Source organism: Novosphingopyxis sp., assembly GCF_965218915.1.
Taxonomy (GTDB): domain Bacteria; phylum Pseudomonadota; class Alphaproteobacteria; order Sphingomonadales; family Sphingomonadaceae; genus Novosphingopyxis.
In genome coordinates this window covers 1,666,474-1,687,955 of the sequence record NZ_OZ244708.1, presented here as the reverse complement: position 1 = coordinate 1,687,955, position 21,482 = coordinate 1,666,474, and the positions used below count along the sequence as shown (strand labels likewise).

Genomic DNA, 21,482 nt, shown 5'->3' with positions numbered 1-21,482 from the left:
TCAGCATTCTGCCTTAAATTCATCGCTTCGACCGGTGGTGCGTTCTGCCGGGTGTGTTGACGGCGGGAGGGACCGGCACATCGCGTGACGGCAAACAAAGCATCTTCTGATCCCGTGACGGGAGGCGACCGGCTGGTCGCGATGCAGCAGGCCGATGGCCATGCCGCCGCCGCGCATTATCGCACGCTTCTGCGGCATGCCGAGCCGCCCGAACTCGCCGATCTGGCCCATTTTCTCTGCCTGTTACACGGCCGCCGCCCGGGCGTGATCGACCATGCCGCGACCCGGTTCGCCGATCCCGCCGCACGCGACTGGATAATGCAGGCAACCGAGGCCTTCGTGACCGAGCGCCTCTACATCACCCGGCTGACCGTTGCCGCAGGACCGGTCAGCGGTGCGTCCGAGGACGATCATAGCGAGGCCGCCGCGGTGGAACTGCGCAGCTCGTTTCAGATGCTCGCCCAGTCCGAGCGGCGCGGCTGCGCGGCGGGCGCTGCCCTGGCCCTTGCGCTCGACTGGCCAAATTTGCGCGCCATCCTCGATCCGCTTGCCCTCCGGCTGGGGATCGAACCGCCACCTTGCGGCTTTCCTGCTTCGTCCCCGACCCTCGTTTTGGCGGACCACATCTGCAGGCAATCCGCCACCGCCCGCGCCTTCCTGTTCGGCAGCGATCAGCTGTTTCAGCTGCAACGCGGGGCCTGGCGCCTCCTGGGGGCACGCCAGCGGTTGCGCGCCGAATAAACGGCGCCCCCGATGTTGCAACCAACCGCGCCTCGCCCTAGTCCGACGACAAATCGATTTTCATCAAGGACTGTTTCATGCGCTTCGACGGCACCGAGAACTACGTCGCCACCGACGATCTTAAGGTCGCTGTCAACGCCGCGGCGACGCTGCGCCGCCCGCTGCTGATCAAGGGCGAGCCCGGCACCGGCAAGACCGTGCTCGCCGCCGAAGTCGCCCAGGCGATGGCCGCGCCGCTGATCGAATGGAACATCAAGTCGACCACCAAGGCGCATCAGGGCCTGTATGAATATGATGCGGTGGCGCGGCTGCGCGACGGTCAGCTCGGCGAGGCGCGCGTCCATGATATCGGGAATTACATCAAGCGCGGCAAATTATGGGACGCATTTACCGCGCCCGAGCTGCCCGTCCTTCTGATCGACGAGATCGACAAGGCGGATATCGAGTTTCCCAATGACCTCCTGCAGGAACTCGACCGGATGGAATTTCACGTCTACGAGACCGGCGAGACGGTAAAGGCGGCCGACCGTCCGATCGTCATCATCACCTCGAACAACGAAAAGGAGCTGCCCGACGCGTTTTTGCGTCGCTGCTTCTTTCATTATATCAAATTCCCCGATCGCGAGACGATGCAGGCGATCATCGACGTGCATTTTCCGGACATCCAGAAGATCCTCGTCGGCAAGGCAATGGATATCTTTTACGAGGTGCGCGACGTGCCGGGGCTCAAGAAAAAGCCATCGACCAGCGAGCTGCTCGACTGGCTCAAGCTGATCCTGCACGAGGATATGCCGCTCGAGGTGCTGCAGAACAGGGACCCGACCAAGGCGATCCCCCCGCTCCACGGCGCGCTGCTCAAGAACGAGCAGGACATCATGCTGTTCGAGCGACTGGCGTTTATGGCGCGCCGCCAGGGCGGCTAGTAAGATCCTGCGATTCAGCCGGCCCGGCTGCGCTCCTGCGCCGATGGCACGAATATATTGTCGCTCTTGTCGCGCCCCAGGATATAGGCCAGCTCCAAATCACCCCAGCGCTTGCCGTCGATGATCAGCGGCACATAGACGTTGCGCACCACCAGATAATCACGCCCGTCGCCCTCCTGTCGGTAGACCGCCAGCATATAGGGCGCGATACTGGCCTTGGCCTTGCGGTCGGCGGCGTAGAGTATGATGCGTCCGTTGCGGCAATATTCGGTGTCATGATCGACATCGCCGGTCGGCGCGCGCGATCGCGCGGTGAGATGGGTGGGCAGAAAGCCATTGCGATCGGTGCAGGCGGCGGCAAGAATATGCGGGCTGGACGTCGCCACCTGATCGAGAATTTCGCGCCAATTGCCATCGGCCCAATCGCTTAGTCCCGTGCGGAATCGCTGCGGGTTGCTGCCCTCGATCAGGCGATAATCGGTATCGAACAGATCGCCGCCGCGCAGCGATCCGCTGGCAAGCCCGCGTTCGGCCCGTTGCACGACATCATGCGCGGCTTCCATCGCGCGCTCAACCATTGCGCTATCGTCCGGCGCAAGATCGGCCTTGACGATGCTGTCGAACATCTCGTTCGCGGTCATCTCCAGCTGGCCGACCTGCTCATGCGCGGTGGCTAGCTTGTCGTTATTCTCCGAGACCGCGACATCGAATGAGCCGACCACGTCGCGCACCTTGCCGACATGATCGCTGATCGTACCTGTAGCGCGCACGATATCGTCGTTCTGACGATCGACCTCGAGCACCAGATCGGCGACGCCCGACAATGTGCCCTCGATCTGGCCGATCGATTTCTGAACCTCGCCGCTCGCTTTGGCGCCATGTTCGATCTTGGCGATGACCTGCGCCGCCTCCGCGCCGAGCGAACTGATGGTGTGTGCGATCTCGTCCGTCGCCGTCCGGGTGCCGCGCGCCAATTCCTTCACCTCGCTCGCGACGACGGCAAAGGTCCGGCCCGCCTCGCCAGCCTTTTCCGCTTCGATCGCGGCGTTGAGCGCGAGCATGTTGGTGGTGCGCGCGATATCGTCGATCGTCTGCGAGCAGCGTTTTACCTGATCCATCGCCGCGGCGAAACCGGTGACATGCTCGCCCAATGCTTCGACCAGCACCAGCAACCCTGCGATATGATCGAGCGATCCGCGGATGAGCTCGGTACCCTCGGCCAGCCGTTCGCGCGCGCGTTCGGACAACAGCCGCGCCTCGTCGCTGGCATCGACCACCTGGCGCTGGTCCTGCTCCAGCGCGCCAACCGTGTCGATCAGCGCGCCATGTTCGCGCCGGAGCCGCTCGGACGAAGCGATCACCGACTGCACGATCCCGGCCACATCGCTGCAGCCGACCGTGACCTCGCCGCAGCGCTCGGGAATCTGTTCCAGCGCACCGCTTGGGGAGTTCTGGATGATTTCATGCTTCACTGATAACGGTCCTCCTATCCCCGCACGGTGCTAGCCCCGCAATGGTTAGCGCGGCGTAAACATTATCGAGAAAGATCGCTCATGTTCTTCGCTTTCATGGATGAATTGCGCAGCGCCGGGATCGGCGTGACGCTGAAGGAGCATCTGATGCTGCTAGAAGCGCTCGACCGCGACGTGATCGAGCGGCGGCCGGAAGATTTCTATTACCTCGCCCGCGCCACGCTGGTGAAAGACGAGGGCAAGCTCGACCGGTTCGACCAGGTATTTTCAAAAGTCTTCAAGGGGCTGGAGACGAGCTACGGCACCGAAGAGACCGAGGTTCCGCTCGAATGGCTCAAGGCGGTCGCCGAAAAATATCTCAGCGCGGAGGACATGGCCGCGATCGAAAAGATCGGCGACTGGGACGAGCTTATGGAAACGCTCAAACAGCGCCTCGAGGAACAGGAAAAGCGCCATCAGGGCGGCAACAAGTGGATCGGCACCGGCGGCACCAGCCCCTATGGCAATTCGGGCTACAATCCCGAAGGCGTACGCATCGGCGGCGAGAGCAAGCATAAGAAAGCTGTCAAGGTCTGGGACAAGCGCGAATTCAGGAATCTCGACAACACGCGCGAGCTCGGCACGCGCAACATCAAGGTCGCGCTCAGGCGCCTGCGCCGCTTCGCGCGGGAGGGCGCGGCCGAGGAACTTGATCTGGGCGCCACGATCGACGGCACCGCGCGGCAGGGCTGGCTCGACATCCGCATGCGGCCCGAGCGGCACAATGCGGTGAAACTGCTGCTGTTCCTCGACGTCGGCGGATCGATGGACCCGTTCGTCAAACTGACCGAAGAGCTGTTCAGCGCGGCCACGAGCGAGTTCAAGAATCTCGAATTCTTCTACTTCCACAACTGCCTGTACGAAGGCGTGTGGAAGGACAACCGCCGCCGCTTCGCCGGGCGCACGCCGTTATGGGATATCCTTCACAAATATGGCCATGACTACAAAGTCATCGTGGTCGGCGACGCCTCGATGAGCCCCTATGAGATCAGCCATCCGGGCGGGTCGGTCGAACATTTCAACGAGGAAGCCGGTGCGGTCTGGCTGCACCGGCTGACCAATACCTATCCCGCGACCGCATGGATCAACCCGGTACCAGAGAAGCAATGGGGCTATTCGCAGAGCGTGCGCATGATCCGCGAGATGGTGGACGACCGCATGTATCCGCTGACGCTGGACGGGCTCGACGATGCGATGCGGGAGTTGAGCCGGAAATTTTGACGCGAGCAGAGAGAAGGAAGCAGCATGCCCGATTTACAGCCGGTTTTCGATGCAATCAGACCGTTTTACGCCCGTCATGCGGATCGGGGCGTGGTGACCGATGACCGCGATGGCGTTTATTATATTGGCACGAACGAAGTGCGGGAGAAGGACGGGTATCGCACGCAATTTGGCGGCGTCGAAATCAAGAAGAACTATGTCTCCGCCCATCTCACGCCGGTTTACGTGCATCCGGACCTCTTGTCCGATGTCAGCGCCGGCCTGAAAAAACATATGCAGGGGAAATCCTGTTTCAATTTCAAGACCGTCGATCCGGACCAGTTTTCGGAACTCGGCGCATTGATCGAGCGCGGCATGCGCCGCTTCGAGGCGGACGGACGTTTTTGAGCGGACGTTGGACGCGTTCCGCGATCGAACCGCCCGAGCCGAATGCCGGGCCGTGGCCGCTACAAACGCCGTCACCCCGGGCCTGACCCGGGATCCAGCTCTTTCTCGGGAACCGGAGAATCGTCAGCTTGTCGAGCGATATCGGTTTGCCATAATCGCTGACGCTCCCATCGCGCATCCACCCGTTTGAAGGGGGAAAGCCGGACCCCGGATCTAACCCGGGGTGACGTGGTTTGTGGGGTGTGGGTCGGGGCTCGCAGGGAGATGCGCCTGCCGGCACGTCGCTTCAATACAGCAGAAACCGCTCCCGCTCAGTCCGCCACGCCTGTTCGTCGCCGCGCGTCAGTGCATCGAGATCGCTGGGCGTCGCCTCGCGATCGTCTACCCATTCGCGCAAGGCCGGGCCGCCATTGATGATATCGATGGCCAGATGGCCTTCGGTATATTCGTAACGGAAATCCTCGCCGCGCCACAGTTCATAGTCCGGATAAAGCCGCCGGATCGCCTTGAACGCCAGCGCCTGCAGCCGCCACGGGCGGAAGGCGGCGTGGTCGTAGAAGCGGCCCTCGGGATGGATATGCACGCCGTGGCAGAGCTGGCCGGCATGCTTGTGGAACGTCGGCTCGAACCATATTTCGCGTAAAGCGCAGCCCTCCAGCCATTCCGGCGCCGCCTCGCGCATCGCGTCGATCACCAGCCGCGCGTCGATATCGGGTGCGCCGAACAGCTCGAGCGGCCGCGTGGTGCCCCTGCCCTCGCTCAGGCTCGTGCCCTCCAGCATCACCGTGCCGGCATAGCTGCGCGCCATCGAGAGGTTGGCGGCATTGGGGCTGGGGTTGATCCAGATGCGGCTATCCGGCCAGCCGAAACCGGGCGCGGCGTCCGGCGCCCAGCCCTGCATTGCGACGACGCGGTAATCCACATCCAGCCCGAAATGGTCGATAAACCAGTGCCCCATCTCGCCCAGCGTCATCCCGTGGCGCATCGGCATCGGCGCCGCGCCGACGAAGCTTTCAAACCCGTCGCGCAAGGTCAGTCCTTCGACCGGGCGGCCCGCGGGATTGGGTCGATCGAGCACCCACACCTCCTTGCCATGCTCGGCCGCCGCTTCCAGCATATAGAGCAAAGTCGTCACAAAGGTGTAGATGCGGCAGCCCAGATCCTGCAGGTCGATCAGCACCACGTCGAACGTGCCCATCGCCTGCCCGGTGGGGCGGCGCACGTCGCCATACAGGCTGAACACCGGGATATTGTGGGCGCGGTCGGTCTCGTCCGGGGTCTCGACCATATTGTCCTGCTTGTCCCCCTTCAGCCCGTGCTGCGGGCCGAACGCGGCGGTGATGTCGATGTCCTCGCACGCCATCAGCGCATCGAGCGAATGAGTGAGGTCCGCCGTCACCGAGGCCGGATGCGCCACTAGCGCGACGCGCTTGTCCTTCAGCGCCCCGCGCAGCTCGGGTTCGGACAGGAGGCGGTCGATACCGAATAGGACGGGATGGGACGTCATGGGGCGGATAACCTGAGCGTGAAGCTGCCGGGATGGTGAAAATCCGGTCTATCGGCAGGATGCCCCAAAGCCCAATAGCTTTTCGATCCGTCCACCTGCTCGATCACCGCGGAGATGGCGATGTCCAGCGCGATATCGCGCCATTCGGGCGGCAGGACGAGGGTGGCTTCGAGAGCGAAATGGCTGTCGCTCGCGTCGTTCCCGCCGCCCGGGACAAACTGCACATCCAGCTGTGCCCTCCCCTCGCGCACGTCATCGAATCGATAGGCCGCCCAGCGGCTCGACGGCGAAAAGTTGAACTCGGCATAGGCGCGGTCACCAGGACGGCGCATGAACAGCTCGAAGCAGGTGGTCTGCCACAGATCGTCGGCACGCTCGGGTTCGGCGGGATCGGGCAGTTCAAGCTGATCGAGCGGCATTCCGAGATGATAGCGCAGCCAAATTTGATTCGATGACTTACGTGCAATGCTGACGTTTAGGGAATCGATTTGCGAGGTGACGGCAGTGCTGTGAGCAAGCAAAGGCAGTCCTTCGACAAGCTCAGCCCGAACGGATGTTGGGAAATGGGTCAATTTTCCGTATCCCCTGCACCCGCCCGATCCCCCACAGCCGTTCGGGCTGAGCTTGTCGGAGGACTGTTTTTCTTTCTGGCCAACCTAGAAATCTCATCCCAGTCGCCTCGGATCAGCGCCATTTTCTTCGCCCTGCCCCCACCCTTGATCTGCCGTTCGGCGGCCAGCGCCTCATGCCGCTCGCCGAATTCCTGTGACCACATCAGTTTGAACGGGCGATGATCGGTCACAAAACCCTTGGTCACGCCAGCCTCACATTGCGCCATCCCCCCTTCCAGATCATCCGTATGCCCGGTGTAGAAATAACCATCTCGGCAATGAAGCATGTAGGTCCAGAACGCCATGCATTGGGTTTTAGAAAGAAAAGCAAGGCTTCGACAAGCTCAGCCCGAGCGGATTTTTAAACGCTTTGTCCAACGCCGTTCGCCCTGAGCTTGTGAAGGGTTGCCCTTCTTTTTTTGCAGTCCGCAGCCCGGCTCCAAAACCCTTGTAGTGTAGGATTTTTCATGCGCCAACTGCCTACCTTCCACCACCCCCATGTAGGAAATATTCGAACGCGTTTTTGCAACCACGTCCCGCTCGCTTTGTAGCCTTTGCACAAGAATATTTCCCACATCGTTCCAAGCGATCCGCGCTTGGCCCCGCCCCTTCCAAGCTGTAACCGCAAACCCATGACCTACGCCTCCGATCTCCTCCGCACGCTCGACGAGCGCGGCTATATCCACCAGCTGACCGACGCCGACGGACTGGATCTGCTCGCCGCCAAGACCATCATCCCGGGCTATGTCGGTTTCGATGCCACCGCGCCCTCGCTCCATGTCGGCAATCTGGTGTCGATCATGATGCTCCGCCGTCTGCAGCAGGCCGGGCACAGGCCGATCGTGATCATGGGCGGCGGCACCACCAAGGTGGGCGATCCGTCGGGCAAGGACGAGAGCCGGCAGATGCTCTCGAACGCGCAGATCGACGCCAACATCACCTCGATCCGGGAAATTTTCGAACGCTTCCTCACCTTTGGCGACGGGCCGACCGACGCGGTGATGATCAACAACGACGACTGGCTGGGCGGGCTCGGCTATATCGAGCTGCTGCGCGATGTCGGTCCGCATTTCACCGTCAACCGCATGCTGACCTTCGACAGCGTGAAGCTGCGGCTGGACCGCGAGCAGCCGCTGACGTTCCTCGAATTCAACTACATGATCCTGCAGGCCTATGATTTCCTCGAGCTGTCCCGGCGCGAGGGCTGCCGGCTTCAGATGGGCGGATCGGACCAGTGGGGCAATATCGTGAACGGCATGGAGCTGGCGCGGCGAATCGACGGGACGCAGCTGTTCGGGCTCACCACGCCGCTGATCACCACCGCCGACGGGCGCAAGATGGGCAAGACCGCGGGCGGTGCGATCTGGCTGCGGGCAGACGCGCTCAGCCCTTATGATTACTGGCAGTTCTGGCGCAACACGCAGGATGCCGACGTCGGTCGCTTCCTGCGGCTGTTTACCGACCTGCCGTTGGACGAGATCGCCGCGCTGGAGGCGCTGGATGGCGCGGATTTGAACGAGGCCAAGAAGCGGCTGGCGACCGAGGCGACCGCGCTCGCGCACGGACGCGAGGCGGCCGAGGCCGCAGCGACCACGGCGCAGGCCACGTTTGAAGGCGGCGGCGCGGGCGAGAGTCTTCCGACGATCGGCGTTTCGGACAACATCGACATTCTCGATGCGTTTCTAGAGCTCGGTCTGGTTGCGTCGAAAAAGGAAGCGCGGCGGCTGATCGAGGGCGGCGGCGCGCGGCTCGACGGAAAGCAGGTCGGCGATATTCATTATCTGATCGAACCAGGCGAGACGCCGCAAAGACTCTCGGCAGGAAAGAAGAAACATGGCCTGATCATACGGGGCTAAAAGCAATTTTCGCTTATCTGAAACGGTTGAATATGTCGCTCGTCCGAAAAGCCGGAAGCTTGGTGAAAATTTGTTGGGGATGCTGTTTAACCGGCACTTCACCAATCCGTTACATAATGGGATCGCCGATCGCGCCCTGCAACGAGTGAAGCAACGAGTATTCTATATGTCATCCGCCGCCCTCAACAATTTCGATCTTCGCCAAGCCGCGCGACACCGCGCCGATTTCAAGACAATCATGGAACGAAGCCGCGGTGAGGAGCATTTTGCGCACATCTGCAACGTTTCGGCCAACGGGTTCATGATCGACGATGCAGACCAGGTGCAGCGCGGCGACCGCGTGTCGGTGCGGCTGCCGGTAATCGGTCGGATCGAGGCGCATTGCGTATGGACCGTAGATACACGTGCCGGGTTTCAGCTCGAACGCATCCTGCGAATGCCCGATTTCCTCGCCATGCTCGACGAGTTGCAGACCATCGGCTGAGACCGCTTAGCCGGACCGCAATGTCCTGACGGCAGTGTCGCGCTCGAACAGATAAAGTGCAATTCGCGCCGCCTCACCACGCGCTCCTTCCAATCCGCCATCGCGCTCGATCAACATGCGCGCGTCGTCACGGGCATAGCCGATCAGTTCGCGCACTTGGCTTTCGCTGGCGACGGAAAAGCTTTCCTCGCCGGACTGCCGCGTACCCATAAGTTCCCCGGCGCCACGCAGCCGCAGGTCTTCCTCAGCGATGCGGAAGCCGTCATTGGTCTCGCGCATCAAGGCGAGCCGGGCGCGCGATGTCTCGCTGAGCTGGCCGCCGCGTAGCAGGAGGCAGGTCGATTTGGCGCTGCCGCGCCCGACCCGTCCTCGCAACTGGTGGAGCTGTGCGAGTCCGAAGCGGTCCGCCGCCTCGACGATCATCAGCGAGGCGTTGGGCACGTTGACCCCAACCTCGATCACCGTGGTCGCGACCAGCAGCGACAATGCGCCGCTGGCAAAGCGCTCCATCACCGCGTCCTTTTCCGGCCCCTTCATGCGCCCGTGAACCATCCCCACCTTGTCGCCGCCGAAGCGCAGCGTCAGCATGGCGGCACGCTCTTCGGCGGCGGCGAGATCGCTGGCGTCGCTCTCCTCGACCAGCGGGCACACCCAATAGGCCTGACCGCCGCCCGCGATATGGCGGCCGATGCCCGACACCACTTCCGGCAATTTCTCGTCGCTTACAACCACGGTCTTCACCGGCGTGCGACCCGGCGGCACCTCATCGAGCAGCGACACGTCCATCTCGCCGTGCAGCGCGAGCGTCAGCGTGCGTGGGATCGGCGTGGCGGTCATCGCCAGCAGATGCGGCGCGCGTTCGGCCTTCTGCGCCAATAGCAACCGCTGCGACACGCCGAAGCGGTGTTGCTCGTCGATCACGATCAGTCCCAGCGCCTTGTAGAGCACCGTCTCCTGAAAGATCGCGTGTGTACCGATGAGGATGTCGATCGACCCGTTGGCGAGCCCCATCAGCGTCGATTCACGCACCCGACCTTTGTCGCGTCCGGTGAGGATTTCGATCTGCACCGGCAGCGATCCGGCCAGCTCACGCAAGCTTGCCAGATGCTGGCGAGCGAGAATCTCGGTGGGTGCCAGCAACGCCGCCTGCCGTCCGCTCTCGACCGCGCGAAGCATCGCGATCATCGCCACCGCGGTCTTGCCCGACCCGACATCGCCTTGCAGCAGCCGCAGCATGGGCCGCTCTTGCCGCAGATCATCCTCGATTTCGCCGACCGATCGCACTTGAGCGTCGGTCAGCGCGAACGGCAGTTTCAGAACATCGACGAGGTGCCCGTCTCCGCGAATTGGCCAGGTCTTGCGCCGGTCGCTCGCCGCGCGGACCAGCAGATAGGCGAGCTGATTGGAGAACAACTCGTCATAGGCGAGCCGCGCCTGCCCCGCCTCACCGCCAGGCTGGTGCGCCGCCTCAAGTGCCGCGTGCCAACTCGGCCATTCGAATTTCTGTTTGAGGCTGGGCTCGATCCATTCGGGAAAGTCCGGCGCCCGCTCCATCGCATCGCCGATCAGATCGCCCATGCGCCGGTTAGATATGCCTTCGGCGAGCGGATAGACCGGCTCGACAGTCGGAACCGTGCCACTGTCCTCCAACACCTCTGGATGGATGATCTGGCGCTGCTGGCCATAGGCCTCCAGCTTGCCCGTCAGGCGCCGTTTTGCGCCGACCGGCAGTTGCTTCTTGGCCCAGCCAGAATTTCGGCCGAAGAAGACCAAGCTGATCACATCGCCACGTCGGTCGGTGGCATGAATACGCAAGGGACTGCGCGCGCTGCCGCCGCTGCGATGATCGATCACCGTCACCTCGACGATCACCGTCTCGCCGATCGCCGCATCATCAAGCCCCTCGATAGTGCGGCGATGCACGAAATAGCTCGGAAAATGGAACAGCAAATCCTTGACGCGCTCCAGCTTCAGCCGCGCCAATGGCTTGGCGAGTCCGGCGCCGATGCCTTTCAGGCTGGTGAGTTCGGCGAACAGTGGATTGAGAATTTCCGGGCGCATGACTATCTGCTTCCTAACTCGCCGGGGGCCGTTTCGCCAGCGCCCGGCTTTCTCGACTCCCGGACCTGACTGGAAGCCGCCATGCCACTCGACTGCCCCATGCCCCTGGCCCCGGACGCCCGCATCCGCCGCACTAGGTTTCGCGCCTGGCACCGCGGCACGCGCGAGGCCGATTACATGATCGGCGGCTTTTTCGATGCGCACCATGCGCAGTTCAGCGCGGAGGATTTTATCTGGTTCGAACGGCTGCTCGAGGAGCAGGATGTCGACATCATGGCTTGGGGCATCGGAACGCAGACGGTGCCGAAGGCGTTCGACGGGCCGTTGATGAAAAAGTTCAAGCGGCTCGATTTCATCGATATCCCGCGCTGATTTCGCCAGCCTTATCCAATCCCCGTTCGTCCTGAGCTTGTCGAAGGATTGTCCTTCTTCTGAACCCCCGCAAAAAAATATTCCAGCCCTTCGACAAGCTCAGGGCGAACGGAGTTTTACAAAATCTTAATGCCTGAACTCTCGAAGATCATTACGGCCAAGACGCCGCTCACGCTCAGCTCCGTGCCCACCGGCTTCCTGCCCTGGCTGCTCGCCGATCTCGCGCGCGCCGCGAAGGGACGCGCGATCTATATTGCGCCCGACGATGCCGAAATGCGCGCGGTGGCCGAGACCGCGCATTATTTCGCGCCCGAACTGGAGATTCTGGAATTTCCCGCCTGGGACTGCCTGCCCTATGACCGCGCTTCGCCCTCGCTGGCGGTGACCTCCCGCCGGATGGCGACGCTGGCCGCGCTGCAGGCCCCGCCAAAGTCCGCGAAGCTGCTCGTCACCACGGTGAACGCGGTGACCCAGCGCACGCTCACGCCCTTCCGGCTGCGCTCGCTCGGTGCTCGGCTGCAGCCGGGTGCGATGATCGAGCGCGGCAAACTGTCCGAACTGCTCACAGCCAATGGTTATGAGCGCACCGAAACCGTGGCCGACGCGGGCGAATATGCGGTGCGCGGATCGATCGTCGACCTGTTTCCGGCAGGCCGCGAGCTGGCGCTGCGGCTCGATTTCTTCGGCGACGAGATCGAATCGGTGCGCGAGTTCGATCCCGCAGACCAGCGCTCGGTCGGGCGCATCGACCATTTCGACCTGTTGCCAGCTGCCGAGACCTTGCTAGACGAGGAATCGATCAAGCGTTTTCGCAGCCGCTATCGTGAACGGTTCGGCGCAACCGCTACCGGTGATCCACTGTATCAGGCTGTGAGCGAGGGGCGGCGGCTGGCGGGCATGGACCATTGGTTGCCGATGCTGGAGGAGCGGCTGGTCCCGCTGTTCGATCATTTGGAACCCCAGGATCTGATCGTGGCGGACGCAGGCGTGCCATCGGCCGCCGAATCGCGCTTCGATTCAATCGCAGACTATCAGCAGAACCGGGTGCGCGCGCAGTCCAGCGAGCCCGGCAGTTACCGCCCGCTGCCCGCCGACGCGCTCTATCTGACGCCCGATCAATGGGTCTCCGAGCAGCAGGGGCGCCCGGTCCACCAGATCAGCGGGTTCGCCGAACCCGCGAGCGCCCGCGTCATCGACTTCGGCGTCGGCAATGCCCGCGATTTCGCGCCCGAGCGCGCGCAGAACGCCAATATCTACGAGGCGGCGACCAAGCATATCGATGGCCTTCGCAAGGACGGCAAGCGCGTGATCATCGCCAGCTATTCGCGCGGCGCGCGCGAGCGGCTAGCCGGGTTGATGACCGATCATGGGCTGAAAAAAGCCAAGGCCGCCAGGAGCTGGCAGGAGGCGCTGGGCACCGCCGCGAACGGCGTGACCGCCTTGGTGATCCTGCCGCTCGACACCGGCTTCACCGCGCCCGACATTGCCGTCCTGACCGAGCAGGACATGCTGGGCGACCGGCTGGTGCGCAGACGCAAGAAGCGCAAGAGCGCGAACGCCTTCCTTGCCGAGATACAGGCGCTCTCGGTCGGCGATCTCATCGTCCACGCCGATCACGGCATCGGCCGCTATGAGGGGCTGACCCAGATCGATGTCGGCAAGAGCGCGCATGACTGCGTGGCGCTCACCTATGCGGGCGGCGACAAGCTGTTCGTGCCGGTCGAGAATATCGACGTGCTGAGCCGCTACGGCTCCGACCACGAGGGCGCGAGCCTCGACAAGCTTGGCGGCGAAGCGTGGCAACGACGCAAGTCGCGGATGAAGGAGCGCATCCGAGAAATCGCGGGCGAACTCATGAAAACCGCCGCGATCCGCGCGATGAAGGCGGGCGAGGTTGCCGAGGTCGATGACCACAGTTACGCCAGCTTTGTCGACCGGTTCCCCTATGAGGAAACCGACGATCAGGACCGCGTCATTGGCGAGGTAATCGCCGATCTTCAGGCGGGCAAGCCGATGGATCGGCTGGTCTGCGGCGATGTCGGCTTCGGCAAGACCGAGGTTGCGATGCGCGCGGCGTTCGTCGCGGCGATGAGCGGGATGCAGGTGGCGATCGTGGCGCCCACCACCCTGCTCGCGCGCCAGCATTACAGCAATTTCGTCGAGCGTTTTCGCGGCTTTCCGCTGGAGATCGGGCGCCTCTCACGGCTGGTATCCTCGGGCGAAGCGACCAAGACGCGCGAGGGTGTCAAGGCGGGCACGGTCGATATCGTCATCGGCACCCATGCGCTCCTCGCCAAATCGGTCGATTTCAGCCGCCTTGGCCTCGTCATCGTCGATGAGGAACAGCGGTTTGGCGTGACCCACAAGGAGCGGTTGAAGGCGCTCAAGACCGACGTCCACATGCTCACCCTCACCGCCACGCCGATCCCGCGCACGCTGCAGATGGCGATGTCCGGCCTGCGCGAGCTGTCGGTGATCCAGACGCCGCCGGTCGACCGGCTGGCGGTGCGCACCTATGTGATGCCGTGGGATCCCATCGTCATGCGCGAGGCGCTGCTGCGCGAGCATTATCGCGGCGGACAGAGCTTCTTCGTGGTGCCGCGCATCGCCGATCTGCCCGATATCGAGGAGTTTCTGCGCGAGGAAGTGCCCGAAGTGAAATCGGTGGTCGCGCATGGCCAAATGTCGGCGGGCGAAATCGAGGAGCGGATGACCGCCTTTTACGACCGGCGCTACGACGTGCTGCTCTCCACCACCATCGTCGAGAGCGGACTCGATATCCCGAGCGCGAACACATTGATCATTCACCGCGCGGACCGGTTCGGACTGGCCCAGCTCTACCAGCTGCGCGGACGTGTGGGGCGCTCCAAGACGCGGGCTTATGCCTATCTGACGACGCCCGAGGGACGCGTGCTGACCGAGACCGCCGAGAAGCGCCTCAAGGTGCTGTCCGATCTCGACAGCCTGGGCGCCGGTTTTCAGCTTGCCAGCCACGATCTCGACATTCGCGGCGCGGGCAATCTGGTGGGTGACGAGCAGTCCGGGCATATCAAGGAGGTCGGCTTCGAGCTCTACCAGTCGATGCTGGAAGAGGCGATCATGGCGGCCAAGGCAGGCGACATGGGACTGGAAGAGCCCACCGGAAAATTCTCCCCGCAGATCACCGTCGATGCACCGATCTCGATCCCCGATTTCTATGTGCCCGACCTTTCCCTGCGGATGGGGCTCTATCGCCGGATCAACGAGATCGACCGGTCCGCGGACATCGAGGGGTTTGCCGCCGAACTGATCGACCGCTTCGGCGATCTGCCCGATGCGACCGAGAATCTGCTCACGCTGATGCGCGTCAAGCTGAACGCGCTGACTGCCTGCGTCTCCAAGATCGAGATCGGGCCGCGCGGCGCGCTGGTCAGCTTCCACAACGATCGACCGCCCGACGTGCCCGCGCTGATGCGCTATGTCGAACGCCTGGGCGAGGTGGCCAAGCTTCGGCCCGACAGCAAGCTGGTCATCAACCGCGTGTGGCGCGATCCCAAGAGCCGCTTGAACGGTGCGCTGCAGCTTTCGCGCGGGCTGGCCAAAATGGCCACGGGGAAGGGCTGATTCGCTCCGACCCCCAAACCGTCACCCCAGCGAAAGCTGGGGTGACGGGCCGAGCCCTAGTGACGCCCGAGATGCCAGCTTTCGCTGGCATGACGAAAAGTGTCGGACCAGGCTGGTGGATGAACGGTGCTTCGACAAGCTCGGCACGACGGAGCTTGATTTATGATCCTAAGTGAGAAAGTGCCGTAATATTATTATTCAAAGGCTACAAAACGAGCGCGAAACCGTTGCAAAACCGAGTTCGATAATTTCCTACAATTCGACACAACCGTTCGTGCTGAGCTTGTCGAAGCACTGTTCTTCTTCTCAGCCTCAGCATCGACAGTACAGTCTTTCGACAAGCTCAAGACGAACGGATTCGGTGATTCGTCGGCAAGCTTTTCAATCCGCCTTCAGCGCAAAGTCCCGGAATGCGTCCGGCTCCAGCGCACCGGCCCGTAGAAAACCCTGCCAGTAATCGCAGCCCTCGCGTTCGATCAGCAGACGCTGCGCCTCGCTCTCGATCCCCTCGGCGATCACCTCGAGCCCCAGCGCCTTGGCCATGGCGATGACCGCGCGGACCACGATGCGGTCGCGCTCGGAGCCCTGCAGATCCTCGGTCAGCCGCTTGTCGAGCTTGAGATAATCGAGCGGCAATGCGCTCAGATAGGAGAGCGAGCTGTAGCCCGTGCCGAAATCGTCGAGCGCGATCTTGAGGCCCTCGCCGCGTAGCCTTTCGAACTGCTTGGCCGCCGCGTCCAGATCGGCGATCAACGCGCTTTCGGTGATCTCCACCGTCAGGCAATCGCTGCGAAAGCCGCTGCCCGCCACATAACCGAGCAGCCGGTCGGCCATATCCGGACTGGCGAGATCCTGCGCGGTGACGTTGATCGACAGCCTGACATCGTCGCGCGCGCCGGTCCAGTCCGCCGCCAGCGCGATCGCGCGTTCCTGGATATGGCGCGAGAGCGGCGCCACGAAATCGCTGCGCGCCGCGGCGGCGAACAGCGCCTCGCCGCCCAACGTGCCGAATTCGGGATGGCGCCAGCGCGCCAGCGCTTCGGCTCCGGTCATCCGACCGTCGGCGAGCGCGAATTGCGGCTGGAACAGGATCGCGATCTCGCGGCGTTCGAACGCGTGCCGCAGATGGCGGCCCAAGGTTTCGTCCATCAGCGCCTCGTCGAGCCGCCCGGCCTCGGACTGGACTATGGTACGCGTGTCGGCGCGCATCGCCTCTTCCAGCGCCATGCGCGCGCGGCGCATGAAGGCGGCCTGGCCCTCGCCTGCATGCGCCTCGGCGATACCGATGCGCGGGCTGAGATGTATCTCGCCGCCGTCGATCTCGACCGGGCGGTTGAGTTCGGCGACCAGCTGGCGCGCCAGCAATTGCGCGCATTGCGCCGCGCCGGGCAGGTCCAGCAGCACGAGGAACTCCGCCCCACCGGTGCGCGCGGCGAATGGCACCGCCCCCTCGCCCGCCCGCAGCATACGCCGGATGCGTTCCCCGACGCTGGCCAGCGCGCGGTCTCCGCCCTCGCGGCCATGCGCGACATTGACGTTGCGGAAGCCCGCGAGGCCAATCAGCAGCACCGCGTTCGGACGATCGGCGCCGCCCAGACGCAGGCGCGCGGTCTTGCCCGACGCGAGACCGGTGATCCAGTCCCGTTCCTCGTCCCGCTCCGCTGCGCCCGCGCGCCGTTCGATCATCGCGTCCACCCTTGCCCTGCCCCGCCGGGCCGCTTAGCACTTCTTCCTATGAGCGGGACCGTTAAAATCACCTCATTAAAAAGCGATCGGATCATGGCATGATCGAGGGGACCGCGCTGGTCGCATCGCCCACGCGCCAGGCGCGCGAGGCCGAGAAGACGTTGCTCGGCCGCTATCAGTTCGCGCCGCTGGACGAGGCCGAGCGCGTGGTCGTGCTGGGCGGCGACGGCTTCATGCTGCAAACCCTGCACCAGATGCTGGAAGGTGGACGGATCAAGCCGGTGTTCGGCATGAACCGCGGCACCATCGGCTTTCTGCTCAACAGCTGGCGATCCGAGGAACTGGCCGAACGGCTGGCCAATGCCAGGAGCTTTTCGGTGGCGCCGCTGCGCATGAGCGTCACCACCGCGAGCGGGGAGCGCAAGATGCTGCCCGCGATCAACGAGGTGTCGCTGCTGCGCGAGACGCGCCAGACCGCCAAGATCGAGGTGTGCATCGACGACCGGGTGACGATCGACGAGATGGTCTGCGACGGCGTGCTGGTGGCGACACCGGCGGGCTCGACCGCCTACAACATGTCGGCGAACGGCCCGATCCTGCCGCTGGGTTCGGCGATGCTGGCGCTGACCCCGATCAGTCCGTTCCGCCCACGCCGCTGGAAGGGCGCGATTCTGCCCGACAGGAGCCGCATCAGCTTCCGTATCCTGAACCCGGAAAAGCGCCCGGTCTCCGCCGTCGCCGACCAGCGCGAAATCCGCGACATCACGCGCGTCGACATCGAGATCGACCGCAGCCGGCAATTGACGCTGTTGTTCGACCCCGAACATGCGCTCGATGAACGCATAGCGATGGAACAGTTCGCGACGTGACGCGGACGCAAGCGCCGCCGGGCGAAAAATGGCTCCTCGAGTTGGATTCGAACCAACGGCCGCTCGATTAACAGTCGAGAGCTCTACCGCTGAGCTATCGAGGAACAGACCCGGTTTCCCAGGACAGGCCGCGCGTATAGCAGCGGATTTTCGGCCATTGCAAGTGTTGTATGGCTTGGTGCCCGTCGAGGGCAAATCCCCTCTCCCCTTCAGGGGAAAGGAGCGAGACTTGGGAGCTTGCTCCCCAGTCGCAGCGGTGAGGGGGCCGCCTCACGGAGCAGCTTTCCGTCGGTGGCGCTGAAGCGCCACGCACCCTCATCCCCCCGCTTTCGCGGGGGCAGGCAACTCCGCCCCGGATTAAATCCGGGGCTGCGTATCCTTCTCCCGCCCAGGCGGGAGAAGGTCGATGACTTAGCAACCCCTCACGCGCGGCCGTGGCAATGCTTGTATTTGCGGCCCGATCCGCACGGACAGGGCGCATTGCGCGAGATGTTCGGGTTGTTCTCCAACGTCGCCATGTCCGTCTCACCGGACTGTCGCGGTGGGAGCGTATCGATCAGGCCGCGCGTACCCGCGTCCTGATCGTTGGTATCATCCTCGCCGGTCAACGGGTCGATGTGCGTGGTCAGAAAATCGGGCAGGTCCGGCAGTTCGAAGCTGCGCGTCTCCTGGCGGCGAAATTCGCTCGTCGCCAGCGTCTTGGTCACGTCCTCGCGGATCGTGTCGAGCATGCGCTGGAACAGCGCGAAGCTTTCCTGCTTATACTCGTTGAGCGGCGTCTTCTGCGCATAGGCGCGCAGGAATACCACCTGCCGCAGTGCATCGAGCGTCGAGAGATGCTCCTTCCAGTGATGGTCGAGCGACTGCAGCAGGATACTCTTCTCGACATCGCGCCACATGCTCTCGTCTAGACCGGCGGCCTTGCCCTCGATCTTTTCGGCGATGCGATCGGTCAGCCGGGTGGCGATGAGTTCGGGCTCGATCGCGTCCTCCTCCAGCCAGGCATCGATCGGCGGCTCCTCACCGGCCAGATCAGCGGCCTTCGCCTTCAGGCCGGCGACATCCCATTGCTCGGGATAGGTGCCCGGCGGGCAATGATCGCCCACCACCGCCTGGACCGCGTCGATCCGCATGTCCTCGACCACGTCGCCTACGGTCTCGGCGTCCATGATATCGGCGCGCTGTTCGTAGATCACTTTGCGCTGATCGTTCATGACGTTGTCATATTCGACGACCTGCTTGCGCGCCTCGTAATTGCGCGCCTCGACCTTTTTCTGGGCGGTCTCGATCGCCTTGGAAAGCCATTTGCCGCCGATCGCCTCGCCATCCTCCAGGCTGGAATTCATCATCCGCGCGAACAGCGATTCGCTGCCGAAGATGCGTAAGAGATCGTCTTCGAGACACAAATAGAAGCGGCTGAGGCCGGGATCACCCTGGCGGCCCGAACGGCCGCGCAGCTGGTTGTCGATGCGGCGGCTTTCGTGCCGTTCGGTGCCGAGCACGAACAGGCCGCCGGCGGCCAGCACCTGTGCCTTTTCGGCGGCGATTTCCTGCTTGATCCGGGCGATTTCCTCGTCGCGGCGCTCGCCGGGCTCAATCTCGGCCAGTTCCTCCTCAATGCGGAATTCCAGATTGCCGCCGAGCTGAATGTCGGTGCCGCGCCCGGCCATGTTGGTGGCGATGGTGACCGCGCCGATGCGGCCCGCCTGTGCCACGATATGCGCCTCATTCTCGTGCATGCGCGCATTGAGGACGCTGTGGTCGACGCCTTCGCGCTTGAGATATTCGGAGAGAAGCTCCGATTTCTCAATCGACACGGTGCCGACCAGCACCGGCTGGCCGCTGTCATATTTTTCCTTGATCGCCATCGCGATGGCGGCGAACTTGTCGGCGGTGTTCTTGTAAAACTGGTCGTCCTCGTCGATCCGCTTGACCGGCAGGTTGGTCGGCATCTCGGCGACGTTGAGCTTGTAGATCTCGTAAAATTCCGCGGCTTCGGTGGCCGCGGTACCGGTCATGCCTGACAGCTTGGGATACATGCGGAAATAGTTCTGGAAGGTGATCGTCGCCATCGTCTGGTTCTCGGGCTTGACGTCGACCTTTTCCTTCGCCTCCACCGCCTGATGCAGACCGTCCGACCAGCGGCGCCCGTCCATCATGCGCCCGGTGAACTCGTCGATGATCACGACCTTGTCGTCCTTGACGATATAATCGGTGTCGCGCTTGAACATCAGATGCGCGCGCATCGCGTTCTCGACATGGTGGACGACCAGGGTATTCTCGAAATCGTAGAGGTTCGAGCCTTCGAGCAGTCCCGCCTCCTCCAGCATCCGCTCGATCTTTTCGGTACCGTCTTCGGTCAGCAATACCTTCTTGGACTTCTCGTCCTTCTCGTAATCATCCTCCTCGAGCCGCGGGATGATAGCGTTGATCGCGGCGTAGAGCTCGGAGCGGTCGTCGGTTGGCCCGGAGATGATCAGCGGGGTGCGCGCCTCGTCGACCAGGATCGAGTCCACCTCGTCGACGATCGCGAAATTGAACGGCCGCTGGACCATGTCGTCGCGGCTGTACTTCATGTTGTCGCGCAGATAGTCGAAGCCGAGTTCGTTGTTGGTCGCATAGGTAATGTCCGAATTGTAGGCCGCGCGGCGCTGCTGCTGGTCGAGATCGGGGATGATCACGCCGGTGGTCAGCCCCAGAAAACCGTAGAGCTGCCCCATCCATTCGGCGTCGCGGCGGGCGAGATAATCGTTCACCGTGACGACATGGACGCCCTTGCCCTCCAGCGCGTTCAGATAGACCGCGAGCGTGGCGACCAGCGTCTTGCCCTCGCCGGTGCGCATCTCGGCGATCTCGCCGCGATGCAGCACCACGCCGCCGACCATCTGCACGTCGAAATGGCGCATGCCGAGGATGCGCTTGGATCCCTCGCGCACGGTGGCAAAGGCTTCGGGCAGGATATCGTCGAGCGTTTCGCCCGCTTCCAGCCGCGCCTTGAACTTGTCGGTCTGCGCCTTCAGCTCCTCGTCGGACATCGCCATGATGTCCGGCTCGAAACCGTTCACCTGATCGACGATCTTGTTGATGGATTTGACGTAACGTTCGTTGGACGAACCGAAAATCGATTTGGCGATGGCGCCGAGCATAATGATATCCATTGGGCTGATGTGACGCGTCCGGACAAGGGTCCGGCACGCGAAGGAAAGATGGGAAGGAAGAGCGCGCCGTGCAACTCGGCCCGGCGCGGGGGCAGCTCAGGGCTTGCCTTCGTCCAGCGCCAGCCGGTCGCCCGCACCCCATTTCAGCGGCAGCGCGAAGCTGTGCTCGCCGGGCAGGGGCGCGGCGTTATACACTGCCGGAATCGGGCGAGCCTGAATGGTCGCGGCGAACATCGCCGCGTCATAGGCGCGGGCCACCGAGCGATCGGTTACCGCAGGGAGCTCGTCAGCCTCCTTACTCGGAGCGGCGTCCTTGCCGATGCCGAACGCGGGATTTACCTCGGCCGAGGCCATATCGCGCGTCGATTGCGCTGACAGGGGGACGCCGATCAGGGCGTGCACCAGTACCAGCAGCAGACTTGCAAAGGTGAATTTCATCAATAGACCCGGCGCGGAACAATTCCTCGGCGTCTCCTATCAAAAATCGATCGA

The 21,482-nt window shown here is 63.2% G+C and carries 18 protein-coding genes and 1 tRNA gene; 9 read left to right on the top strand and 10 right to left on the bottom strand.

The features are described 5' to 3' along the window. The first annotated feature begins 84 nt into the window (after positions 1-84). Together ACOQPC_RS07765 and ACOQPC_RS07760 are read left to right on the top strand one after the other, a co-directional pair. A complete protein-coding gene (locus ACOQPC_RS07765) occupies positions 85-741 on the top strand; it encodes a DUF6975 family protein (protein ID WP_420605177.1) in 657 nt (218 codons plus the stop codon). A 77-nt stretch (positions 742-818) separates the two neighbouring features. Then, on the top strand, positions 819-1,664 hold the full coding sequence (locus ACOQPC_RS07760) for an AAA family ATPase (RefSeq protein WP_420605176.1): 846 nt from the start codon (positions 819-821) through the stop codon (positions 1,662-1,664). A 14-nt stretch (positions 1,665-1,678) separates the two neighbouring features. Here ACOQPC_RS07760 and ACOQPC_RS07755 read toward each other — a convergent pair whose 3' ends face one another. Next, positions 1,679-3,136 carry a methyl-accepting chemotaxis protein gene (locus ACOQPC_RS07755; RefSeq protein ID WP_420605175.1) on the bottom strand — a complete coding sequence of 486 codons (1,458 nt, stop codon included), beginning with the start codon at positions 3,134-3,136 and terminating at the stop codon, positions 1,679-1,681. A gap of 81 nt (positions 3,137-3,217) precedes the next feature. Between ACOQPC_RS07755 and ACOQPC_RS07750 the strand changes: the two genes are divergently transcribed. Then, positions 3,218-4,396: a vWA domain-containing protein gene (locus tag ACOQPC_RS07750; RefSeq protein ID WP_420605174.1), complete on the top strand. Its 1,179-nt coding sequence runs from the start codon at positions 3,218-3,220 to the stop codon at positions 4,394-4,396. Between the two features lie 24 nt (positions 4,397-4,420). Then, positions 4,421-4,783, top strand: coding sequence for a hypothetical protein (locus tag ACOQPC_RS07745; protein ID WP_420605173.1), 363 nt, complete (start codon positions 4,421-4,423; stop codon positions 4,781-4,783). 286 nt (positions 4,784-5,069) lie between these two features. Here ACOQPC_RS07745 and ACOQPC_RS07740 read toward each other — a convergent pair whose 3' ends face one another. The 4 genes from ACOQPC_RS07740 to ACOQPC_RS07725 all read right to left on the bottom strand — a co-directional run bounded on the left by ACOQPC_RS07740 (position 5,070) and on the right by ACOQPC_RS07725 (position 7,476). Next, positions 5,070-6,290, bottom strand: coding sequence for an exo-beta-N-acetylmuramidase NamZ domain-containing protein (locus tag ACOQPC_RS07740; protein ID WP_420605172.1), 1,221 nt, complete (start codon positions 6,288-6,290; stop codon positions 5,070-5,072). Next, positions 6,287-6,709 carry a DOMON-like domain-containing protein gene (locus ACOQPC_RS07735; protein ID WP_420605171.1) on the bottom strand — a complete coding sequence of 141 codons (423 nt, stop codon included), beginning with the start codon at positions 6,707-6,709 and terminating at the stop codon, positions 6,287-6,289. The genes ACOQPC_RS07740 and ACOQPC_RS07735 overlap by 4 nt, the downstream gene beginning before the upstream one ends. A gap of 149 nt (positions 6,710-6,858) precedes the next feature. After that, positions 6,859-7,206: a GIY-YIG nuclease family protein gene (locus ACOQPC_RS07730; RefSeq protein ID WP_420605170.1), complete on the bottom strand. Its 348-nt coding sequence runs from the start codon at positions 7,204-7,206 to the stop codon at positions 6,859-6,861. Positions 7,207-7,245: 39 nt separating this feature from the next. Next, the gene (locus ACOQPC_RS07725; RefSeq protein WP_420605169.1) at positions 7,246-7,476 is read right to left on the bottom strand and encodes a hypothetical protein; all 231 of its coding nucleotides are present in this window, start codon (positions 7,474-7,476) and stop codon (positions 7,246-7,248) included. A 57-nt stretch (positions 7,477-7,533) separates the two neighbouring features. Between ACOQPC_RS07725 and tyrS the strand changes: the two genes are divergently transcribed. Then, positions 7,534-8,757 carry a tyrosine--tRNA ligase gene (tyrS, locus tag ACOQPC_RS07720; RefSeq protein WP_420605168.1) on the top strand — a complete coding sequence of 408 codons (1,224 nt, stop codon included), beginning with the start codon at positions 7,534-7,536 and terminating at the stop codon, positions 8,755-8,757. Between the two features lie 166 nt (positions 8,758-8,923). Beyond that, positions 8,924-9,241, top strand: coding sequence for a PilZ domain-containing protein (locus ACOQPC_RS07715; protein WP_420605167.1), 318 nt, complete (start codon positions 8,924-8,926; stop codon positions 9,239-9,241). A gap of 6 nt (positions 9,242-9,247) precedes the next feature. Here ACOQPC_RS07715 and recG read toward each other — a convergent pair whose 3' ends face one another. Continuing rightward, positions 9,248-11,302 carry an ATP-dependent DNA helicase RecG gene (gene recG / locus ACOQPC_RS07710; RefSeq protein ID WP_420605166.1) on the bottom strand — a complete coding sequence of 685 codons (2,055 nt, stop codon included), beginning with the start codon at positions 11,300-11,302 and terminating at the stop codon, positions 9,248-9,250. Between the two features lie 99 nt (positions 11,303-11,401). On the opposite strand from recG, the gene ACOQPC_RS07705 reads away from it, so the two are divergent. Both ACOQPC_RS07705 and mfd read left to right on the top strand, forming a co-directional pair. After that, positions 11,402-11,674, top strand: coding sequence for a succinate dehydrogenase assembly factor 2 (locus ACOQPC_RS07705; RefSeq protein WP_420605165.1), 273 nt, complete (start codon positions 11,402-11,404; stop codon positions 11,672-11,674). Between the two features lie 129 nt (positions 11,675-11,803). After that, on the top strand, positions 11,804-15,277 hold the full coding sequence (gene mfd, locus ACOQPC_RS07700; RefSeq protein WP_420605164.1) for a transcription-repair coupling factor: 3,474 nt from the start codon (positions 11,804-11,806) through the stop codon (positions 15,275-15,277). Between the two features lie 381 nt (positions 15,278-15,658). Here the strand turns inward: mfd and ACOQPC_RS07695 are convergent, their stop codons facing one another. Further along, entirely contained in the window at positions 15,659-16,963 is a 1,305-nt protein-coding gene (locus ACOQPC_RS07695; RefSeq protein WP_420605163.1) for a putative bifunctional diguanylate cyclase/phosphodiesterase, read from the bottom strand. 98 nt (positions 16,964-17,061) lie between these two features. Here ACOQPC_RS07695 and ACOQPC_RS07690 point away from each other — a divergent pair, with 98 nt between their 5' ends. Continuing rightward, positions 17,062-17,832, top strand: a complete 771-nt coding sequence (locus ACOQPC_RS07690; RefSeq protein WP_420605162.1) for an NAD kinase — start codon at positions 17,062-17,064, stop codon at positions 17,830-17,832. 29 nt (positions 17,833-17,861) lie between these two features. On the opposite strand, the gene ACOQPC_RS07685 is transcribed toward ACOQPC_RS07690, so the two are convergent. From ACOQPC_RS07685 to ACOQPC_RS07675, 3 genes are all read right to left on the bottom strand, one after another. Further along, positions 17,862-17,936 (bottom strand) — tRNA-Asn (locus ACOQPC_RS07685). Between the two features lie 318 nt (positions 17,937-18,254). Beyond that, complete coding sequence (gene secA, locus ACOQPC_RS07680) at positions 18,255-20,978, bottom strand: preprotein translocase subunit SecA (RefSeq protein ID WP_420605161.1); 2,724 nt, start codon at positions 20,976-20,978, stop codon at positions 18,255-18,257. 108 nt (positions 20,979-21,086) lie between these two features. Further along, complete coding sequence (locus tag ACOQPC_RS07675) at positions 21,087-21,428, bottom strand: hypothetical protein (protein ID WP_420605160.1); 342 nt, start codon at positions 21,426-21,428, stop codon at positions 21,087-21,089. Positions 21,429-21,482 lie beyond the last annotated feature (54 nt).

Excerpts from the sequence above, each read along its gene's own strand:
- ACOQPC_RS07760 (WP_420605176.1), top strand. The coding sequence starts at position 819 with ATGCGCTTCGACGGCACCGAGAACTACGTCGCCACCGACGATCTTAAG.
- ACOQPC_RS07750 (WP_420605174.1), top strand. The coding sequence starts at position 3,218 with ATGTTCTTCGCTTTCATGGATGAATTGCGCAGCGCCGGGATCGGCGTG.
- ACOQPC_RS07745 (WP_420605173.1), top strand. The coding sequence starts at position 4,421 with ATGCCCGATTTACAGCCGGTTTTCGATGCAATCAGACCGTTTTACGCC.
- ACOQPC_RS07740 (WP_420605172.1), bottom strand. The coding sequence starts at position 6,290 with ATGACGTCCCATCCCGTCCTATTCGGTATCGACCGCCTCCTGTCCGAA.
- ACOQPC_RS07735 (WP_420605171.1), bottom strand. The coding sequence starts at position 6,709 with ATGCCGCTCGATCAGCTTGAACTGCCCGATCCCGCCGAACCCGAGCGT.
- ACOQPC_RS07730 (WP_420605170.1), bottom strand. The coding sequence starts at position 7,206 with ATGGCGTTCTGGACCTACATGCTTCATTGCCGAGATGGTTATTTCTAC.
- tyrS (WP_420605168.1), top strand. The coding sequence starts at position 7,534 with ATGACCTACGCCTCCGATCTCCTCCGCACGCTCGACGAGCGCGGCTAT.
- ACOQPC_RS07715 (WP_420605167.1), top strand. The coding sequence starts at position 8,924 with ATGTCATCCGCCGCCCTCAACAATTTCGATCTTCGCCAAGCCGCGCGA.
- recG (WP_420605166.1), bottom strand. The coding sequence starts at position 11,302 with ATGCGCCCGGAAATTCTCAATCCACTGTTCGCCGAACTCACCAGCCTG.
- ACOQPC_RS07705 (WP_420605165.1), top strand. The coding sequence starts at position 11,402 with ATGCCCCTGGCCCCGGACGCCCGCATCCGCCGCACTAGGTTTCGCGCC.
- mfd (WP_420605164.1), top strand. The coding sequence starts at position 11,804 with ATGCCTGAACTCTCGAAGATCATTACGGCCAAGACGCCGCTCACGCTC.
- ACOQPC_RS07695 (WP_420605163.1), bottom strand. The coding sequence starts at position 16,963 with ATGATCGAACGGCGCGCGGGCGCAGCGGAGCGGGACGAGGAACGGGAC.
- ACOQPC_RS07690 (WP_420605162.1), top strand. The coding sequence starts at position 17,062 with ATGATCGAGGGGACCGCGCTGGTCGCATCGCCCACGCGCCAGGCGCGC.
- secA (WP_420605161.1), bottom strand. The coding sequence starts at position 20,978 with ATGCTCGGCGCCATCGCCAAATCGATTTTCGGTTCGTCCAACGAACGT.
- ACOQPC_RS07675 (WP_420605160.1), bottom strand. The coding sequence starts at position 21,428 with ATGAAATTCACCTTTGCAAGTCTGCTGCTGGTACTGGTGCACGCCCTG.